Below are 16,052 nucleotides of genomic sequence, written 5' to 3'. Positions count from 1 at the left end.
GCGCTACTCGCCGGTAACGAGAACCGTCTGACCGGCGAAATCGACCTGCTGCCCGGGCCGGATCTTGGCCCGCTTGCGGGTATCGACGACGCCATCGACGCGGACCTGTCCGTCGGCGATCGCCGCATGCGCGGCGCCGCCCGATTCGCAAAGACCGGTCGCCTTGAGCAACTGGTCGAGCTGGATGTGCTCGCCGCGGACGGCAAAATTGAGACTCATGATTCTTCCTCGATGATGATCAGGTGCACCCGGCACGGCCCGTGGGCGCCGAGGACGATGGTTTGTTCGATGTCACCGGTGCGCGACGGCCCGGAAACGAAGTTGGCCGCCCGCGGCAACTGCCCGCGCTCGCGGTGCAGCAGCGCGAAGGCGTCTTCCATCGTCGCCACCACCCGTGCCGCCGGCACCAGCGCGATGTGGGTTTCCGGCAGCAGGCTGGCCGACGCCGGCGTTGCCGGGCCGGACAGCAACAGCAAGGTGCCGGTTTCGGCGATGGCGCAGAAGCAGCCGGTGATGCCGACCGGATCGGCATCCACCGCACTGCCGCTGTGGCTGACGATACCGGCGGCGGCCCAGTCGAGGCCGGCGACGTCGAGCGCGGTCACCGCCCGCGCCGGCAGATCATGTGCGGCCAGGTAGGCGGCAACGCGCGCCGGTACCGCGGCATAGTCGGCGACCCGCTCGACCGTGCTCGCCAGGCTACCCGCCTTGTCACTGAAGCGCGTCAGCAGGTCGCCGGCCAGCGTCGGCTGCGGCCCCGGCGGCGCCGCCTGCAGGTAGGCCAGGGCGGCGGTGCGGCGCGCACCGGCATCGCCTTTGGCGAGCCCGGCACGGACGCGGGCGAGGATCTCGTCGCGCGCGCTCATGTCACGACATTCCTCGGCGCGCCGGCGACGAAGGCTTCAAGGTTGTCCACCAACTGGTCGGCCAGCATCTGCATCGCCGGCCGGCTCGACCAAGCGACATGCGGCGTCAGCAGGAAATTGGGTTGCGCCAGCAAGGCCGGATCGAGCAGTGGCTGATCGTCCGGCGGCGGTTCGACGCTCAGCACGTCGAAGCCGGCGCCGGCGATCCAGCCTTCGCGCAGCGCCCGGGCCAGCGCGGCTTCGTCGACGATGCCGCCGCGCGCCGTGTTGATCAGCAGCGCCGAAGATTTCATCGCCCGCAGTTCGGCCTCGCCGATCAGGTGGCGGGTGGCGTCGCTGAGCGGGCAATGCAGGCTGATCGCGTCGGCCGCCGCCAGCACCTCGGCGAAAGCGGTGTAACCGGGGCGCACGCTGGCGGCATCCTTGCGTTCGGCGCGCAGCACGCGCATGCCGAAGGCTGCGCCGAGGCGGACGACACCGTTGCCGAGGCTGCCGGCGCCGATGACGCCGAGCGTCGCGCCGTGCAGGTCGCGGATCGGGTGGTCGAACAGGCAGAACTGTTCGGCGGCCTGCCAGGCGCCGGCCTGGATCGTCGCGCGCCAGGCGAAGAGGTTGCGCGACAGCGCCAGCAGCAGCGCGAAGACATGCTCGGGCACGGTATGTTGGGCGTAGCCGCGGATGTTGCTGACGACGATGCCGCGCCGCCGACAGGCGTCTAGGTCGACGATGTTGGTGCCGGTGGCGGCAACTGCGATCATCCGCAGTTCGGGCAGCGCGTCGATCACGGCAGCCGGCAGCGGCACCTTGTTGACGATGGCGATGCTGGCGCCGCGCAGGCGTTCGACGACCTGCTGCGGTGCGGTCTGCGGGTAATCGATCCAGTCGTGGGCGAAGGCCGGCCGGCGGAAGTCGGCGACCACCGACGCCCGATCGAGATGGACGATGCGCTGCATCAAGGCGCGCTGACGAAAGGCGTGCCGTGCGCCGCCGCCAGCTCGCCAACCTTGGCGCCAAGCGCAGCGTCACCGCTGTAGATCAGGCGATCGACGCCGGCCGAGCACAGGCCTTCGATCGCCGGCCCGTCGCCATGCACCAGGTTGAGCACCCCGGCCGGCCAGTCGCTGCGCGTTGCCAGTTCGCACAGCGCGAAGGCAGCCGCCGGCGCTTGCGGGCTCGGTTTGACGACCAGCGTCGCTCCCGCCAGCAAGGCGGGCGCCGCTGCTGCCGCCAGGCCCGCCAGCGGCTGGCCGGCGGCGACGACCAGCGCGGCGACGCCGGTTTCGCCAACGCTCGCCTCGCGCAACGCGGCAATCGCGGCCGCCACCTCGGCTTCCGCCTGAGCTTCCGGGCAGGCGCTCTCCTGCACCAGCAACTTGGCAAAATGGCCAGCGTACTTGTCCAGGGCGTCGGCGAGCCTGGCCAGACATTCCTGGCGCCCGGCCAGGCCGAGCCCCGCCCAGGCGGCCTGCGCGTCGCGCGCCGCCGCCACCGCCTCGGCCGCTTCCTCGGCGCCGCACATCGGCACCCGGTGGTGCGCCTGCCCGGTCGCCGGATTGACCACGTCGAAGAAACTGTCGCCCACCGTCAGATAGGGGCGGCCGTTGATCCAGAGGGGAATGGCCATCGGGCCTTCGGGTGCGAATTCCATCGTCAGTCTCGCTTTCTTGCTGCGTATTGTTCGAAAAAGGTCTTGCCGCCGGCCGCCACCGGCAGATCGCGCGCCGTCGTCCAGCCCGGGGCGACCCCGAAGATGCGGATGCGGCCCGCGCCGTCGGCCAGCCAGTTCAGGTAGCGCGCGGCGATCCGGGTCAGCGCCCGGTACAGTTTCGGCCGGCCGGCGACCCAGGCCCAGGCGCGCAGGCCGAGGCGCTCGCCCCAGGGGCGCAGGCCGCGCCGCCACTGCTCCTGGCGCAGGCCGTGCATCAGCTCGGGCAGCGGAATGCGCACCGGACAGACGCTCGAACACTGGCGGCAGCCGGTCGACGCGTGCGGCAGGTCGAGCGCGTTCTCGATGCCGGTGTAGAGCGGCGTCAGCACCGAACCCATCGGCCCGGGATAGACCCAGCCGTAGGCATGGCCGCCGAGCGAGAAATACACCGGGCAGTGGTTCATGCAGGCGCCGCAACGGATGCAGCGCAGGATGTCCTGGTAGTGCGATCCGACGACGTCGGCGCGGCCGTTATCGACGAGGATGAAGACGGTCTTGGTCGGTCCTTCGCTTTCGTCGTCGGCGCGCGTGCCGGTCAGCAGCGAGACGTAGTTGGAGATCGTCTGGCCGGTCGCCGAACGCGGCAGCAGGCGCATCAAGGTCGCGAAATCCTGCAGCGTCGGCACCACCTTTTCGATGCCGGTGATCACCACATGGACGCGCGGCAGCGTCGTCACCATGCGGCCGTTGCCCTCGTTGGTGACCAGCGCCGCGGTACCGGTTTCGGCGATCAGGAAATTGGCGCCGGAAATGCCCATGTCGGCCGACAGGAAGTGTTGGCGCAAGACGCCGCGCGCCTCGCGGGCGAGCGCCGGGATGTCGGCGGAAGTCCGCGCTTCGAGCGGCCGTCCATGCTTTTCGGCGAACAGCGCCTCGACTTCCTGCAAGGTCTTGTGCACCGCCGGCGCGATGATGTGCGACGGCGCCTCGCCGGCGAGCTGGATGATGTACTCGCCGAGGTCGGTCTCGACCGGCTCGATGCCGGCAGCGGCCAGCGCGTCGTTGAGCTGCGCCTCTTCGGACAGCATCGACTTCGACTTGGTCACCTTCTTCACGCCATGACGGCGGGCGACGTCGATCACCAGATCGCAGATTTCGCTGCCGTCGCGCGCCCACAACACTTCGGCACCGCGCGCGCGGGCGTTTTCCTCGAAGATTTCCAGCCACACGTCGAGGTCGTTGAGCACCCGGTCGCGGATGCCGGCGCAGGCTTCGCGCAAGGCTTCGAATTCGAGGCCGTCGTCGGGCAGCGCCGCCATGGCCTTGGCGCGCTTGCCGGAAAACAGCGGCTTGGCCTTCTGCAGCGCTTGCTGCAGCACCGGATTGCGCACCTTGTCGGCGGCGCGGGCGGTGAAATGCATCGCCTGCGAGTGACGGGCATTGCCGTTCATGGCTTCGTTTCCCCGGCCAGCACTTCGGCGAAGTGCAGCACCCGCGTCGTCTCGTCGCCACGTCGGCGCAGCCGGCCCTCGATGTTGAGGAGGCAGCCGAGATCGCCCCCAACCACCGCATCGGCGCCGGCAGCGGCTATCGACTCGCACTTGCGGTCGACGATGCGCGCCGAGACGTCGGCGTAGTTCTCGGCGAAGGCGCCGCCGAAGCCGCAGCATTCCTCGCAGTCGGCCATTTCCTTCAGGTTCAGCCCGCGCACACGGCCAAGCAGGGCGCGCGGCTGCGCCTTGATGCCGAGACCGCGCAGGCCCTTGCAGGAATCGTGATAGGTGACGCTGCCGGCGAACTCGCCGAGCGCTGCGAAGGACTCGCCCTGCGCGGCGAGGAACTCGCTCAGTTCCTGGGTACGCGCCGCAAGCGCCCGGGCGCGCGAGCCCCAGACGGCGTCATCGGCGAACAGCTTGGGATAGCTCAGGCGAATCTGCTCGGCACAGGAACCGGAAGGAACGACGACGACGTCGTAATTCTCCAGTTCGGCAATCGCCTTCTGCGCCAGCACCGCTGCAAGCGGCCGGTTACCGGCACTCCAGGCCGGTTGACCGCAGCAGGTCTGCGCTGGCGGCACGACGACGTCGTTGCCGGTTGCTTCGAGCAGGCGCAGGGCGGCAAAGCCCACCGCCGGACGCATCAGGTCCACCAGGCAAGTAACGTATAAGGCGATCCGCATGTTAATATTGCGCCGCACCACAAGGCAAAGTGGCCAATGCTACTCAAACCCCGCGAATAAAGGAATCCAGTTGTCAGAAGTTGCCGACGGCGCCACCCGGACGCCTGGTTCGATCCAGGTCATCGAGCGCATGATGTCCTTGCTTGACGCGCTTGCCGAAGCCCCGGACGCCGCCAGTCTGAAACACCTGGCCGCCGTTACCGAACTGCACCCATCGACGGCGCATCGCATCCTCGCCGCGATGTGCAACGCCCGCTTCGTCGAACGCCAGGATGCCGGCAACTACCGCCTCGGCATCCGGCTGCTCGAACTTGGCAACATCGTCAAGTCGCGCATCAACCTGCGCGAGGTCGCCCTGCCTTTCATGCAGGCATTGCATGAGAAAATCGGCGAAGCGATCAACCTCGGCGCCCGCCACGACGACGACATCGTCTACCTCGAACGCACCTCGTCCGGCCGCTCGCTGGTCCGCGTCGTCTACTTGGTTGGCGGTCGCGCCCCCCTGCACCTGACCTCGCTCGGCAAGCTCTTCCTGGCCGCCGAAAGCGCCCAGAAAGTTCGCGACTACGCCCGCCGCACCGGCCTCCCTGGCAAGACGCCGCACTCGCTGACCACCTTGCTCGCCCTCGAGAAGGAACTCGACAAGGTGCGCCGGCACGGCATCGCCTACGACGACGAGGAAGCCGAACTCGGGCTGAAATGCGTCGCGGCGCCGATCCACGACGACGAGGGCAACGTCGTCGCAGCCCTCTCGGTATCGGCCCCGGCCGACCGCCACGACCCGGAATGGGGCCGGCAGGTCAAGGAGACGGCCGAGGAGGTCTCGCGCGCTCTCGGCTACATCAAGCCGCGCCAATGAAAAAGGCGGCCAGCGGCCGCCTTTCTGCTTATCCCGGAGAATAAAAGCTCAGGCGCTTTCCATCCAGCGCTTGATCCGGTTGGCGTCGCCAACCCGGGTCGCCTTGCCCTGCGAATCGAGCAGCACGATGACCACCGGCTTGCCGGCAACCCAGGCCTGCATCACCAGACAGCGCCCGGCTTCCGAGATGTAACCGGTCTTCGACAGACCGATCTGCCAGTTGTCGCTGCGCACCAGCGAATTGGTGTTACCGAACTGCTGGATGCGACCGTTCAGTTCAACCTTGGCCTCGGCCGTCGTCGAGAACATGCGAATCTGCGGGTAACGGACCGCGGCGGCGACCATGCGCGCCAGGTCGTGGGCGGTGGAAACGTTGTTGCTGGAGAGGCCGGTCGGCTCCTCGAAACGGGTGTCGAACATGCCGAGCGCGCGCGACTTGCGGTTCATCGCGTCGACGAAGGCGCGCATGCCGCCAGGATAGTGGCGCCCGAGGGCGTGCGCCGCCCGATTCTCGGAAGACATCAGCGCCAGCAGCATCGCCGTCTCACGGGTCATCGTCGTCCCCACCGGCAGACGCGAGCGCGTCCCCTTCAGGTCGTCGATGTCCTCGGCACCGATGCTGATCACCTCATGCATGTCGAGCCCGGCATCGAGCACGACCATCGCCGTCATCAGCTTGGATATCGAGGCGATCGGCAGCACGGCGTCCGGCTGTTTCTCGATCACCACGCGATTGCTGCTCTGGTCGATGACCAGCGCAGCCGACGAACGGATCGCCAGTTGCGCCGGATCTTCGTTGAGGGCGACACGCTTCACCGGTTTGGTGCTGCGCGCCGCCACCAACTTCTTCTGTGCCTTATGCGTTTTCTTCGCCGATTTATGCGACACCGGCTTCTTGGTTGTCGCTTCCCGTTTTGCTGCCTCGACCGGCGACACGCCGACGATCAGCGACAAGGACGCGAGCAGGACAAGTAATTTTCGACGCATGGAGGCACTCCCGAAGCAAGCGCCGATTCTATCCGAGTTTATGATTCAAATCCAAAATTACAATCAAAGCAGCAAGATAGAACCGGATATTCAGGCACTTACTCAGGAAGCGTCGACAACGGTGAGCGCCGTCATGTTGACGATGCGGCGCACCGTCGCCGTCGGCGTCAGGATATTGACCGGCTTCGCCGCGCCGAGCAGGATCGGCCCGACCGTCAGGTTGTCGCCGGCCGCCACCTTGAGCAGATTGAACGAGATGTTCGCCGCATCCAGGGTCGGCATGACCAACAGGTTGGCCTGCCCCTTGAGCCGCGAATTCGGGAAGGCGGTCTGGCGGATCTTCTCGTCGAGCGCCGCGTCGCCGTGCATTTCGCCTTCGACCTCGAGCTCCGGCGCGCGCCGGTTGAGTTCGGCCAGCACCTCGCGCATCTTGATCGCCGTCGGCGTGTTCTCGGTCCCGAAAGTGGAGTGCGAGAGCAGCGCGACCTTCGGCACGATGCCGAAATTGCGGATTTCCTCGGCCGCCATCAGCGTCATATCGACCAGCTGTTCGGCGCTCGGGTCGTAATTGACGTAGGTGTCGGCAATGAAGACGGTGCGCCCCGGCAGCAGCAACAGGTTCATCGCGTAGTAGCGGTCATGCTCGGCACGGGTGCCGATGACGCTCTGCACGTATTCACGATGCGTCTCATGGCGACCGAAGGTACCGCAGATCAGGCCGTCGGCGTAGCCGAGACGGACCATCAGCGCACCGTACAGCGTGTTGCGGCGGCGCACCTCCCGGCGCGCGTAGTCGGGCGACACGCCCTTGCGCTCCATGATGCGGTGGTAGGTGGTCCAGAATTCCTCGTAATGCTCGTCGAAGAAGGCGCTGTTGTCGGAGTGGATGACCTCGAAGTCCTCGCCCTCGCGGATGCGCAGGCCGGCCGCCTCGATCCGGCGCTTGATCTCGGCGTGGCGGCCGATCAGGATCGGCCAGGCGATGCCCTCGTCGCGCACCACCTGCACCGCGCGCAGCACGCGCTCGTCCTCGCCCTCGGCGAAGACGATGCGCTTGGGCGCCAGCCTGGCCTGCGAGAACACCGGCTTCATGATCAGGCCGGAGTGATAGACGAATTCGTTCAAGCCCTGCAGATAGGCGTCCCAGTCCTGAATCGGCCGCGTCGCGACGCCCGAATCCATGCCTGCCTGCGCCACTGCCGGCGCAATCTTGACGATCAGCCGCGGATCGAAGGGTTTCGGAATCAGGTATTCCGGACCAAAGCCGGAAATCCGCTCACCATAGGCGGAAGCGACGACTTCCGACTGCTCGGCGCGGGCCAGCTCGGCGATCGCTTTCACCGCCGCCATTTTCATTTCCTCGGTAATCGTCGTCGCGCCGACATCGAGCGCGCCACGGAAAATGAAAGGAAAGCAGAGCACGTTATTGACCTGGTTCGGGTAATCCGAACGGCCAGTGCACATGATGGCGTCGTCGCGTACCGACTTGACCAGCTCGGGCGTGATTTCCGGCGTCGGGTTGGCGAGCGCCATGATCAGCGGCCTGGCGGCCATCTTGGCGACCATTTCCGGCTTCAGTACGCCGCCGGCCGAGAGCCCCAGGAAAACGTCGGCATCGGCAATCGCCTCGCCGAGCGTGCGCTGCTCGGTCTTCTTGGCGTAGCGCGCCTTGATCTCGTCCATTTCCTCGACCCGGCCTTCATAGACCAGGCCCTTGATGTCGGTGACCCAGATGTTCTCCACCGGCGCGCCGAGCATGACCAGCAGGTCGAGACAGGCGAGCGCGGCGGCACCAGCACCGGAAGTGACGATCTTGACCTTGGACAGATCCTTGCCGATCAGGTGCAGACCGTTGAGGATGGCGGCGCCGACGACAATCGCCGTGCCGTGCTGGTCATCGTGGAAGACCGGGATCTTCATCCGCTCGCGCAGCTTCTTCTCGATGTAGAAGCACTCGGGCGCCTTGATGTCTTCGAGGTTGATGCCGCCGAAAGTCGGCTCCAGCGAGGCGATCGTCTCGATCAGCTTGTCCGGATCGCGCTCGTCGATCTCGAGGTCGAAGACGTCGATGTTGGCGAACTTCTTGAACAGCACGCCCTTGCCTTCCATCACCGGCTTGGCGGCGAGCGGGCCGATCGGCCCAAGACCGAGGACGGCGGTGCCGTTGGTGATGACACCGACCAGGTTGGCGCGGGCGGTCAGCGTGCTCGCCTCGGCCGGATCGGCGACGATTTCCTCGCAGGCGAAGGCAACGCCCGGCGAATAAGCCATCGACAGGTCGTACTGGTTGGTGAGCTGCTTGATCGGCGTGACCGCGATCTTGCCGGGTTTCGGACTACGGTGATAGAACAGCGCGGCTTCGCGCAATTGCCTGGGATCCATGTCGCCTCCGTTTTATATTATGAAAATTGTTTTTGAGATGCGGAAAACTATAGCACACAACATTTGACAGCGATATTTCGGACATCACTTAGCAGGCAAAGTCAAGTAGATATTTCCCCCTGCCTGAGGCATAATTACGGGCTTCCCAGCCGACGGCCCCTCGCCGCGCAGATGTCTTGGTGGCAGCACCCGGCGACTGGCGTGAAAAATCAGTTATTTCAGTAACTTATTAGAGAGACACCGCCATGACCGTAGCGCTGAACGCACCAGAGTACGTCAACCACGAAGCCCTCAAGAAGTGGGTCGCCGAGATTGCCGAACTGACTCAACCCGACCAGATCCACTGGTGTGACGGCTCGCAGGAAGAATACGACCGTCTGTGCGCGGAAATGGTTGCAGCCGGCACGCTGATCAAGCTCAATCCGGAAAAGCGCCCGAACTCCTACCTCGCCTTCTCCGACCCGTCCGACGTCGCCCGCGTCGAAGACCGCACCTACATCTGCTCCGAAAAGAAGGAAGACGCCGGCCCGACCAACAACTGGGAAGAACCGGCCAAGATGCGCGAGACCCTGAACGGCCTGTTCAAGGGCTGCATGAAGGGTCGTACGATGTACGTCATCCCGTTCTCGATGGGCCCGCTCGGTTCGCCGATCGCCCACATCGGTTTCGAAATCACCGACTCCGCCTACGTCGTCACCAACATGAAGACGATGACCCGCATGGGCAAGGCCGTCTTTGACGTACTCGGCAGCGATGGCGAATTCGTCCCCTGCATCCACACCGTCGGCGCCCCGCTCGAAGCTGGCCAGAAGGATGTCGCCTGGCCGTGCAACCCGACCGTCAAGTACATCGTGCATTACCCGGAAACCCGCGAAATCTGGTCCTACGGTTCCGGTTACGGCGGCAACGCCCTGCTCGGCAAGAAGTGCTTCGCCCTGCGCATCGCTTCCAACATGGCGCGCGAACAAGGCTGGCTGGCCGAACACATGCTGATCCTCGGCGTCGAATCGCCGGAAGGGGAAAAGACCTACGTCGCCGCCGCTTTCCCGTCGGCTTGCGGCAAGACCAACTTCGCCATGCTGATCCCGCCGAAGACCCTGGGCGGCTGGAAAATCACCACCATCGGCGACGACATCGCCTGGATCAAGCCGCGCGTCGATGCCGACGGCGTCACCCGCTTCTACGCCATCAACCCGGAAGCCGGCTTCTTCGGCGTCGCCCCGGGCACCTCGGAAAAGACCAACTACAACGCCTTGGCCACGCTGAAGGAAAACATCATCTTCACCAATGTCGCGCTGACCGACGACGGTGACGTCTGGTGGGAAGGCATGACCAAGGAAGCCCCGGCCCACCTGATCGACTGGCAAGGCAAGGACTGGACGCCGGAAGACGGCAAGAACGGTCGCAAGGCGGCGCACGCCAACTCGCGCTTCACCGCCCCGGCCAACCAGTGCCCGTCGGTTGACCCGGCCTGGGAAGATCCCGCCGGCGTGCCGATCTCGGCCTTCATCTTCGGCGGCCGTCGCGCCACCACCGTGCCGCTGGTCTACCAGGCCTTCAACTGGAACTACGGCGTCTACATGGCCGCCACCCTCGGTTCCGAAACCACCGCTGCCGCCTTCGGCCAGCAGGGCGTCGTGCGCCGCGACCCGTTCGCCATGCTGCCCTTCTGCGGCTACCACATGGGCGACTACTTCAACCACTGGCTGCGCATGGGCAAGGCCGTCGATGCAACGCCGAAGATCTTCTGCGTCAACTGGTTCCGCATGGACAAGGACGGCAACTTCATGTGGCCGGGCTTCGGCGACAACATGCGCGTCCTGAAGTGGATCGTCGACCGCTGCAAGGGCAAGGTTGCCGCCAAGGAAACCACGCTCGGCTGGATGCCGAAGTTCGAGGACATCGACTGGACCGGCCTCGACATCAAGCCCGAAGACTTCGAAGCCCTGACGACGATCGACGCCGACGCCTGGAAGGCCGAACTGGCCGGCCACAAGGAGTGGTTCGACAAGATGGGCGAGAAGATGCCGCGCGAACTGGTGTTGAAGCGCGAACTGTTCGAAATGGGCATCTTCAAGGACGCCGCCTAAGCAATAGCCCGCAAACCTACTGCGCGGTCCGATCCCGGCCCTGCGATGCTCACCGTACCAAAGTACGGCTGCGCTTCTCGGACCGGCCTCGAACCGCTCGCTACGGTTTTCGGGCCATTCCTGACCATGGAATGAACTGAACCTGCGACGGCCACCGATCATTTCGGTGGCCTTCGTCTTTCTGGAGTATGAAATGCCCCGTTCCGCTGCCCGTCTCGCCGACATTGCTCCCTTCCACGTCGTCGAACTGCTGACCCGTGCCCGCGAGCTTGAAGCGGCGGGGCGTGACATCATCCACATGGAAGTCGGCGAGCCGGATTTCGCGACGCCGGCACCGATTGTCGCGGCTGCGGTCGACGCGCTAAATAGCGGAAAAACGCTGTACACCCAGGCGCTCGGACTGCCCGAGTTGCGCCAGGCAATCAGCGATTTCTACCGCCACCGCTACGGCGTCGCCGTGCCGGCATCGCGCATCGCCGTCACCAACGGCGCGTCCGGCGCGCTCAACCTGGCCTTTGCCTGCCTTGCCGATCCCGGCCGCGAATGGTTGCTCGCCGATCCCGGCTACCCGTGCAACCGGCACATCCTGCGCACCTACGAAGGGCGGCCGGTTTCCATTCCGGTCGGACCCGAGAGCAATTTCCAGCCGACCCCGGCGCAGGTCGGCGCGGCCTGGAACGAGCACACCGCCGGGCTGCTCGTCGCCTCGCCAGCCAACCCGACCGGCACCTTGTTGACGCTGCCCGAGATCGCCGCGCTGGCCGAGGTCTGCCGCGCCCGCGACGGCCATTTCCTGGTCGATGAGATCTACCACGGCCTCACCTACGAATGCGACGCGCCGACCGCCTGCGCAGCCGGCGACGACATCTGGGTGATCAACAGCTTTTCCAAGTATTTCCAGATGACCGGCTGGCGGCTGGGCTGGATGGTGATTCCGGAAGCCTTCGTGCGCGACGTCGAAAAGCTGGCGCAGAACCTCGTCCTCTGCCCGTCGACACCGGCGCAGTACGCGGCGCTCGCCGCCTTCCGGCCGGAAACCATCGCCATCCTCGAGGAACGGCGGGCCGAGTTCCGCCGCCGCCGCGACTTTCTCGCACCGGCACTGGAAGCCATCGGCCTCTCCGTCGTCGCCCGCCCGGAAGGCGCCTTCTACCTGTACTGCAACTGCTCGGCGGTCGCTGCCGACAGCTTTGCACTGGCGCGCAAACTGCTCGAAGACGCCGGCGTCGCGGCAACGCCGGGTCTGGATTTCGGCGCCAACGCGCCGGAGAAGTACATCCGTTTCGCCTACACCACCGGTGTCGACCGGCTGGCCGAGGCGGTCGAGCGCCTACGCCGTCACTGCGGGCGGTAAGCCGAGGTCGGGGTAGCGGGCGGCGAGCGCCGCCCAGTCGAAATACGGCCCGGGATCGCTCTTGCGCCCGGGCGCGATGTCGCTGTGCCCAGCAATGGCGGCGATCGGATAGCGCTGGCGCAAGGCGTCGATCAGGCGCCACAGCGCCGCATACTGGGCGTCGGTGAAGGCTTGCTCGTCGCAGCCCTCGAGTTCGATACCGACCGAGTAGTCGTTGCAGTTGTCGCGTCCGCACCAGGTTGATCGGCCGGCATGCCAGGCGCGCCGGTCGCAGCCGACGAACTGGACGACGTGGCCATCGCGGCGGACGTAGAAATGCGCCGAAACCTGCATGTCGGCGATTTCTGCAAAATAGGGGTGGGCCGCGGGATCGAGCCGGTTGAGGAAGAAATCCTCGACCCAGTCGCCGCCGAACTCGCCGGGCGGCAGGCTGATGTTATGCACGACCACCAGCGAGACCGCGGCGCCGGCCGGGCGTTCGCCGAAGTTCGGCGATTCCCGGTGTTCGGCCGTGTCCAGCCAGCCATCGGCCAGCCAGTTCATTCGATGCCCAGCCGTTCCAGCCGGTAGCGCAGCGAACGGAAGGTGACGCCGAGCAGGCGCGCCGCCGCCGTGCGGTTGCCCTCGGTCTTCTGCAGCGCTTCGAGGATGGCCTGACGTTCGAGGCGGTTGAGGTAGTCGTCGAGCGTCTCGCTGCCGCGTCCCTGGAGATCGCTGCCGGCGCCTTCCTCGGGCTCGAGGTGAAGATCGTCGGGCTCGATCAGCTCGCCGGCGCAGAGCGCGGTCGCCCGCTCGAGGATGTTCTCCAGTTCGCGCACGTTGCCGGGGAAGGAGTAGAGCTGCAGCGCCTTGATCGCCGCCGGCGACAGCCGCGGATGCGCCTCGCCGCACAGTTTGTTGAGGATGCTGTCGACCAGCGGCGCAATGTCTTCCATGCGCTCGCGCAGGGGCGGCATGCGCAGTTCGATGACGTTCAGCCGGTAATAGAGATCCTGACGGAAGCTGCCCTGATCGACCCGCTCGCGCAGATTGCGGTGGGTAGCGCAGATGATGCGCAGGTCGACCGACTCTTCGGTGACGCAGCCGACCTTGCGCACGCGTTTTTCCTGGATCGCCCGCAGCAGCTTGACCTGCATCGCCAGCGGCAGGTCGGCGACCTCGTCGAGGAACAGCGTGCCGCCGCTGGCGGCCTGGAAGAAGCCGTCGCGGTCGCTGTCGGCACCGGTGAAGGCGCCCTTGCGATAGCCGAAGAACTCGCTCTCCATCAGGTTCTCGGGGATCGCCCCGCAGTTGACCGGGACGAAGGGGCCGGCGCTGCGCGCGCTGCGGGCGTGGATCAGGCGCGCCGCCAGTTCCTTGCCGGAGCCGGACTCGCCGGAGATGTAGATCGGCGCCTGGCTGCGCGCCATCTTCTCGATCATCGCCCGCACCTGCTGCATGCTCGCCGATTCGCCGGTGAGCGCGCGCAGCGCGTCGTTCTCGGCACCGTTGCCGGGCAGGCGCAAAGCGGAACGGATCAGCGCCCGCAATTGCTCGAGGCCGACCGGCTTCGACAGGTAATCGAAGGCGCCGGCCTTGAGCGCCGCGACGGCGTTCTCGGCGCTGCCCCAGGCGGTGATCACGGCAACCGGCAAACGCGGGTGGTTCTCGGCGATGTAGCGGACGATTTCCAGCCCCTCGCCGTCGGGCAGGCGCATGTCGGTCAGACACAACTGGAAATCGCCGGCCGCCAGCGCCGCCTTCGCCTCGCCGACCGACCCGGCGCACTCGGCCGCCAAGCCCATGCGGGCCAGGGTCAGGTCGATCAGTTCACGGATGTCGGCCTCGTCGTCGACGACGAGGACCCGGTTCAACTCGCCGCGCGGGCGTCGCTCGCTACGGGTAACGGACACGAATCACTCCTCCCGGAAACAATGAAATGGCCACCGCCGGCATCGGCCTTCAGGGTCAGCGCGCCGCCGTTGGCGACGCACAACTCGCGGGCGATGAACAGGCCGAGGCCGGTACCCAGGGTATGGGTGGTGAAAAAGGGTTCGAACACCTGGTCGCGCAATTCTGGCGGCACGCCGGGACCATCGTCGATGACGTGCAATTCTACCCAGCCCTGACCAGCGGCGGAAATCGCCTGAACCCGAACCGCCGCACTGCCGCGCGTCGAATGACGCAGCGCGTTGCCAACCAGGTTCCACAGCACCTGGTGCAGGTGCGAACGATCGAAGCAGATCACCAGCCCGGCCGGCAAGTCGAGGGCGATGGTGGTCGGCGGCAGGTTTTCGTTGCTCAGCAGGTCTACCGCGAAATTGCCAAGGAACTCGCGCAGCGAGATCACCTCGACCTGCGCTTGCTTCTGCCGGCCGAGTTCGAGCACGTCGCCGACGATGCGGTCGAGGCGCGCGGTATTGTCGCCGATGATGCGCAGCAGGCGCTCGTAGAGGTCGCCGCGCCGCTCCTCGCGCAGCAGTTCCGAGGCGTGGCTGATCGCCGACAGCGGGTTGCGGATTTCATGGGCGATGCTCGCCGTCAGCCGCCCGAGCGCCGCCAGCTTGAGCTGCTTGGCCTGTTCCTTGATGCGGCCGACATCCTCGATGAAGACCAGCACCTCGCCGTCGGAACTGGCAGTCGATTCGAAACGCGCGCCCAGTTCGGCGTTGCCGACACCGGAAAGCAGCACGCTGTCGTTGCTGCTGCCGGCCAGCCAATGGGTCAGCGCCGCGCCCAGGGTCGGCGCATGCACCGCCAGGTTGCCGCCACTTGGCGGCAGACCGAGCAGACGCATCGCCATCGGGTTGTGGCGGACAATCTCGCCGTCGCGGGTGACGATCAAGACGCCATCCTGCATCCGCTCGACGACGCGCTGGTTGATGCGAATCTGGTTGTTGAGGGCGATGCCGCGCCGACGGGCGAGGTCTTCGTTGACCATCACTCGCTGGCCGAGCAGACGGGCAAGAATTGCCGTCGCGAAATAACCGGCCGAGATGAAGCCGGCCTGGACCAGGCCGCTCTGCTCGAAATCGAGCAGAAAAACCCCCAGCGTCTGCGACACCAGCGCCGCCAAGGTCGCCAGCGCCGCGTACAGGAGAACCAGGCGCCCCTGGCCGACCAGACTGGCCGCCGCCAGAGAGATCAGCAGGATCAAGCCGAAGCCGCTGCTGACGCCGCCGGCGATCAGCATCAAGGCGGCGAGGACGACGATGTCGACGATGACCTGGAACGAAAGCTGGAAGTTGAAGTGTTGCTGCCAGAAGCGCGCCAGCGCCAGACCGCCGGCGGTACATACCAGATGCGCGCCGACCAGCGAGAAGGTGAGCAGCGAGGGCATCATGTTGAGGCGCAGGTTCCAGTCGCCGGGAAAAAGCAGCGCCAGCAGCGCCAGACTGCCGAGCAGCAGGCGATAGAGGACGAAATACTGGAAGGAGCGCCAGTTCGGCACCCAGGTGTCGTTCAGCCAGCCCTGCACCTCAGCCCCCGGCGCGCCGGGCGGCGTCGCGATGCGCCGCGTTGCAGTAGTGACGAGCACCGTCGGCCAGAGCGTCGCTTTCCGGCAGATGTACGCCGCAATGGGCGCAACGCACCATGCGCTCGACCGGCCGTGGCGTCTCCGATGGCGGCACGGCGCCATCCCGGCCCTTGCGCCAGTGCCACCAGAGAAGCGCGCCGAGCGCGAGCAGCAGAAGGTATTTCAGCATT

General features: G+C 66.2%; 15 protein-coding genes. 3 read left to right on the top strand and 12 right to left on the bottom strand.

Annotated elements, in window-relative coordinates; genetic code table 11:
- Positions 1 to 3: 3 nt before the first annotated feature.
- The 6 genes from ACLIIZ_RS12515 to ACLIIZ_RS12490 are packed head-to-tail and all read right to left on the bottom strand — an operon-like array spanning position 4 to position 4,693.
- Positions 4 to 219 carry an RNA-binding S4 domain-containing protein gene (locus ACLIIZ_RS12515; RefSeq protein WP_416692535.1) on the bottom strand — a complete coding sequence of 72 codons (216 nt, stop codon included), beginning with the start codon at positions 217 to 219 and terminating at the stop codon, positions 4 to 6.
- A complete protein-coding gene (locus tag ACLIIZ_RS12510) occupies positions 216 to 866 on the bottom strand; it encodes a LutC/YkgG family protein (protein WP_416692533.1) in 651 nt (216 codons plus the stop codon). Before ACLIIZ_RS12510 ends, ACLIIZ_RS12515 begins: the two co-directional genes overlap by 4 nt.
- Positions 863 to 1,819 (bottom strand): D-2-hydroxyacid dehydrogenase, encoded by a 957-nt coding sequence (locus tag ACLIIZ_RS12505; protein WP_416692532.1) that lies wholly within the window; start codon positions 1,817 to 1,819, stop codon positions 863 to 865. Before ACLIIZ_RS12505 ends, ACLIIZ_RS12510 begins: the two co-directional genes overlap by 4 nt.
- Entirely contained in the window at positions 1,819 to 2,514 is a 696-nt protein-coding gene (locus ACLIIZ_RS12500; RefSeq protein ID WP_416692530.1) for an aldehyde dehydrogenase family protein, read from the bottom strand. The genes ACLIIZ_RS12505 and ACLIIZ_RS12500 overlap by 1 nt, the downstream gene beginning before the upstream one ends.
- A gap of 2 nt (positions 2,515 to 2,516) precedes the next feature.
- On the bottom strand, positions 2,517 to 3,965 hold the full coding sequence (locus ACLIIZ_RS12495) for a lactate utilization protein B (RefSeq protein WP_416692529.1): 1,449 nt from the start codon (positions 3,963 to 3,965) through the stop codon (positions 2,517 to 2,519).
- Positions 3,962 to 4,693 carry a (Fe-S)-binding protein gene (locus ACLIIZ_RS12490; protein ID WP_416692526.1) on the bottom strand — a complete coding sequence of 244 codons (732 nt, stop codon included), beginning with the start codon at positions 4,691 to 4,693 and terminating at the stop codon, positions 3,962 to 3,964. The genes ACLIIZ_RS12495 and ACLIIZ_RS12490 overlap by 4 nt, the downstream gene beginning before the upstream one ends.
- A 130-nt stretch (positions 4,694 to 4,823) precedes the next feature.
- On the opposite strand from ACLIIZ_RS12490, the gene ACLIIZ_RS12485 reads away from it, so the two are divergent.
- Positions 4,824 to 5,552: an IclR family transcriptional regulator gene (locus ACLIIZ_RS12485; protein WP_416692688.1), complete on the top strand. Its 729-nt coding sequence runs from the start codon at positions 4,824 to 4,826 to the stop codon at positions 5,550 to 5,552.
- A gap of 48 nt (positions 5,553 to 5,600) precedes the next feature.
- Here the strand turns inward: ACLIIZ_RS12485 and pbpG are convergent, their stop codons facing one another.
- Complete coding sequence (pbpG, locus tag ACLIIZ_RS12480) at positions 5,601 to 6,539, bottom strand: D-alanyl-D-alanine endopeptidase (RefSeq protein WP_416692525.1); 939 nt, start codon at positions 6,537 to 6,539, stop codon at positions 5,601 to 5,603.
- Positions 6,540 to 6,641: 102 nt separating this feature from the next.
- Complete coding sequence (locus tag ACLIIZ_RS12475) at positions 6,642 to 8,921, bottom strand: NADP-dependent malic enzyme (RefSeq protein ID WP_416692524.1); 2,280 nt, start codon at positions 8,919 to 8,921, stop codon at positions 6,642 to 6,644.
- Between the two features lie 245 nt (positions 8,922 to 9,166).
- Here ACLIIZ_RS12475 and ACLIIZ_RS12470 point away from each other — a divergent pair, with 245 nt between their 5' ends.
- Entirely contained in the window at positions 9,167 to 11,011 is a 1,845-nt protein-coding gene (locus tag ACLIIZ_RS12470; RefSeq protein WP_416692522.1) for a phosphoenolpyruvate carboxykinase (GTP), read from the top strand.
- Between the two features lie 193 nt (positions 11,012 to 11,204).
- Positions 11,205 to 12,365: a pyridoxal phosphate-dependent aminotransferase gene (locus ACLIIZ_RS12465; protein ID WP_416692520.1), complete on the top strand. Its 1,161-nt coding sequence runs from the start codon at positions 11,205 to 11,207 to the stop codon at positions 12,363 to 12,365.
- Here the strand turns inward: ACLIIZ_RS12465 and ampD are convergent.
- The 4 genes from ampD to ACLIIZ_RS12445 are packed head-to-tail and all read right to left on the bottom strand — an operon-like array spanning position 12,342 to position 16,051.
- Complete coding sequence (gene ampD / locus ACLIIZ_RS12460) at positions 12,342 to 12,908, bottom strand: 1,6-anhydro-N-acetylmuramyl-L-alanine amidase AmpD (RefSeq protein WP_416692519.1); 567 nt, start codon at positions 12,906 to 12,908, stop codon at positions 12,342 to 12,344. The genes ACLIIZ_RS12465 and ampD overlap by 24 nt on opposite strands.
- Positions 12,905 to 14,257: a sigma-54-dependent transcriptional regulator gene (locus ACLIIZ_RS12455; protein ID WP_416692517.1), complete on the bottom strand. Its 1,353-nt coding sequence runs from the start codon at positions 14,255 to 14,257 to the stop codon at positions 12,905 to 12,907. Before ACLIIZ_RS12455 ends, ampD begins: the two co-directional genes overlap by 4 nt.
- Positions 14,215 to 15,882, bottom strand: a complete 1,668-nt coding sequence (locus ACLIIZ_RS12450) for a two-component system sensor histidine kinase NtrB (protein WP_416692515.1) — start codon at positions 15,880 to 15,882, stop codon at positions 14,215 to 14,217. Before ACLIIZ_RS12450 ends, ACLIIZ_RS12455 begins: the two co-directional genes overlap by 43 nt.
- On the bottom strand, positions 15,824 to 16,051 hold the full coding sequence (locus tag ACLIIZ_RS12445) for a PP0621 family protein (protein ID WP_416692513.1): 228 nt from the start codon (positions 16,049 to 16,051) through the stop codon (positions 15,824 to 15,826). Before ACLIIZ_RS12445 ends, ACLIIZ_RS12450 begins: the two co-directional genes overlap by 59 nt.
- Position 16,052: the final 1 nt, after the last annotated feature.

Source organism: Azonexus caeni (assembly GCF_048146105.1).
Lineage (GTDB): Bacteria > Pseudomonadota > Gammaproteobacteria > Burkholderiales > Rhodocyclaceae > Azonexus > Azonexus aromaticus_B.
Note: the sequence above shows the minus strand (reverse complement) of the source record. Positions and strands in the feature narration are given on the sequence as shown.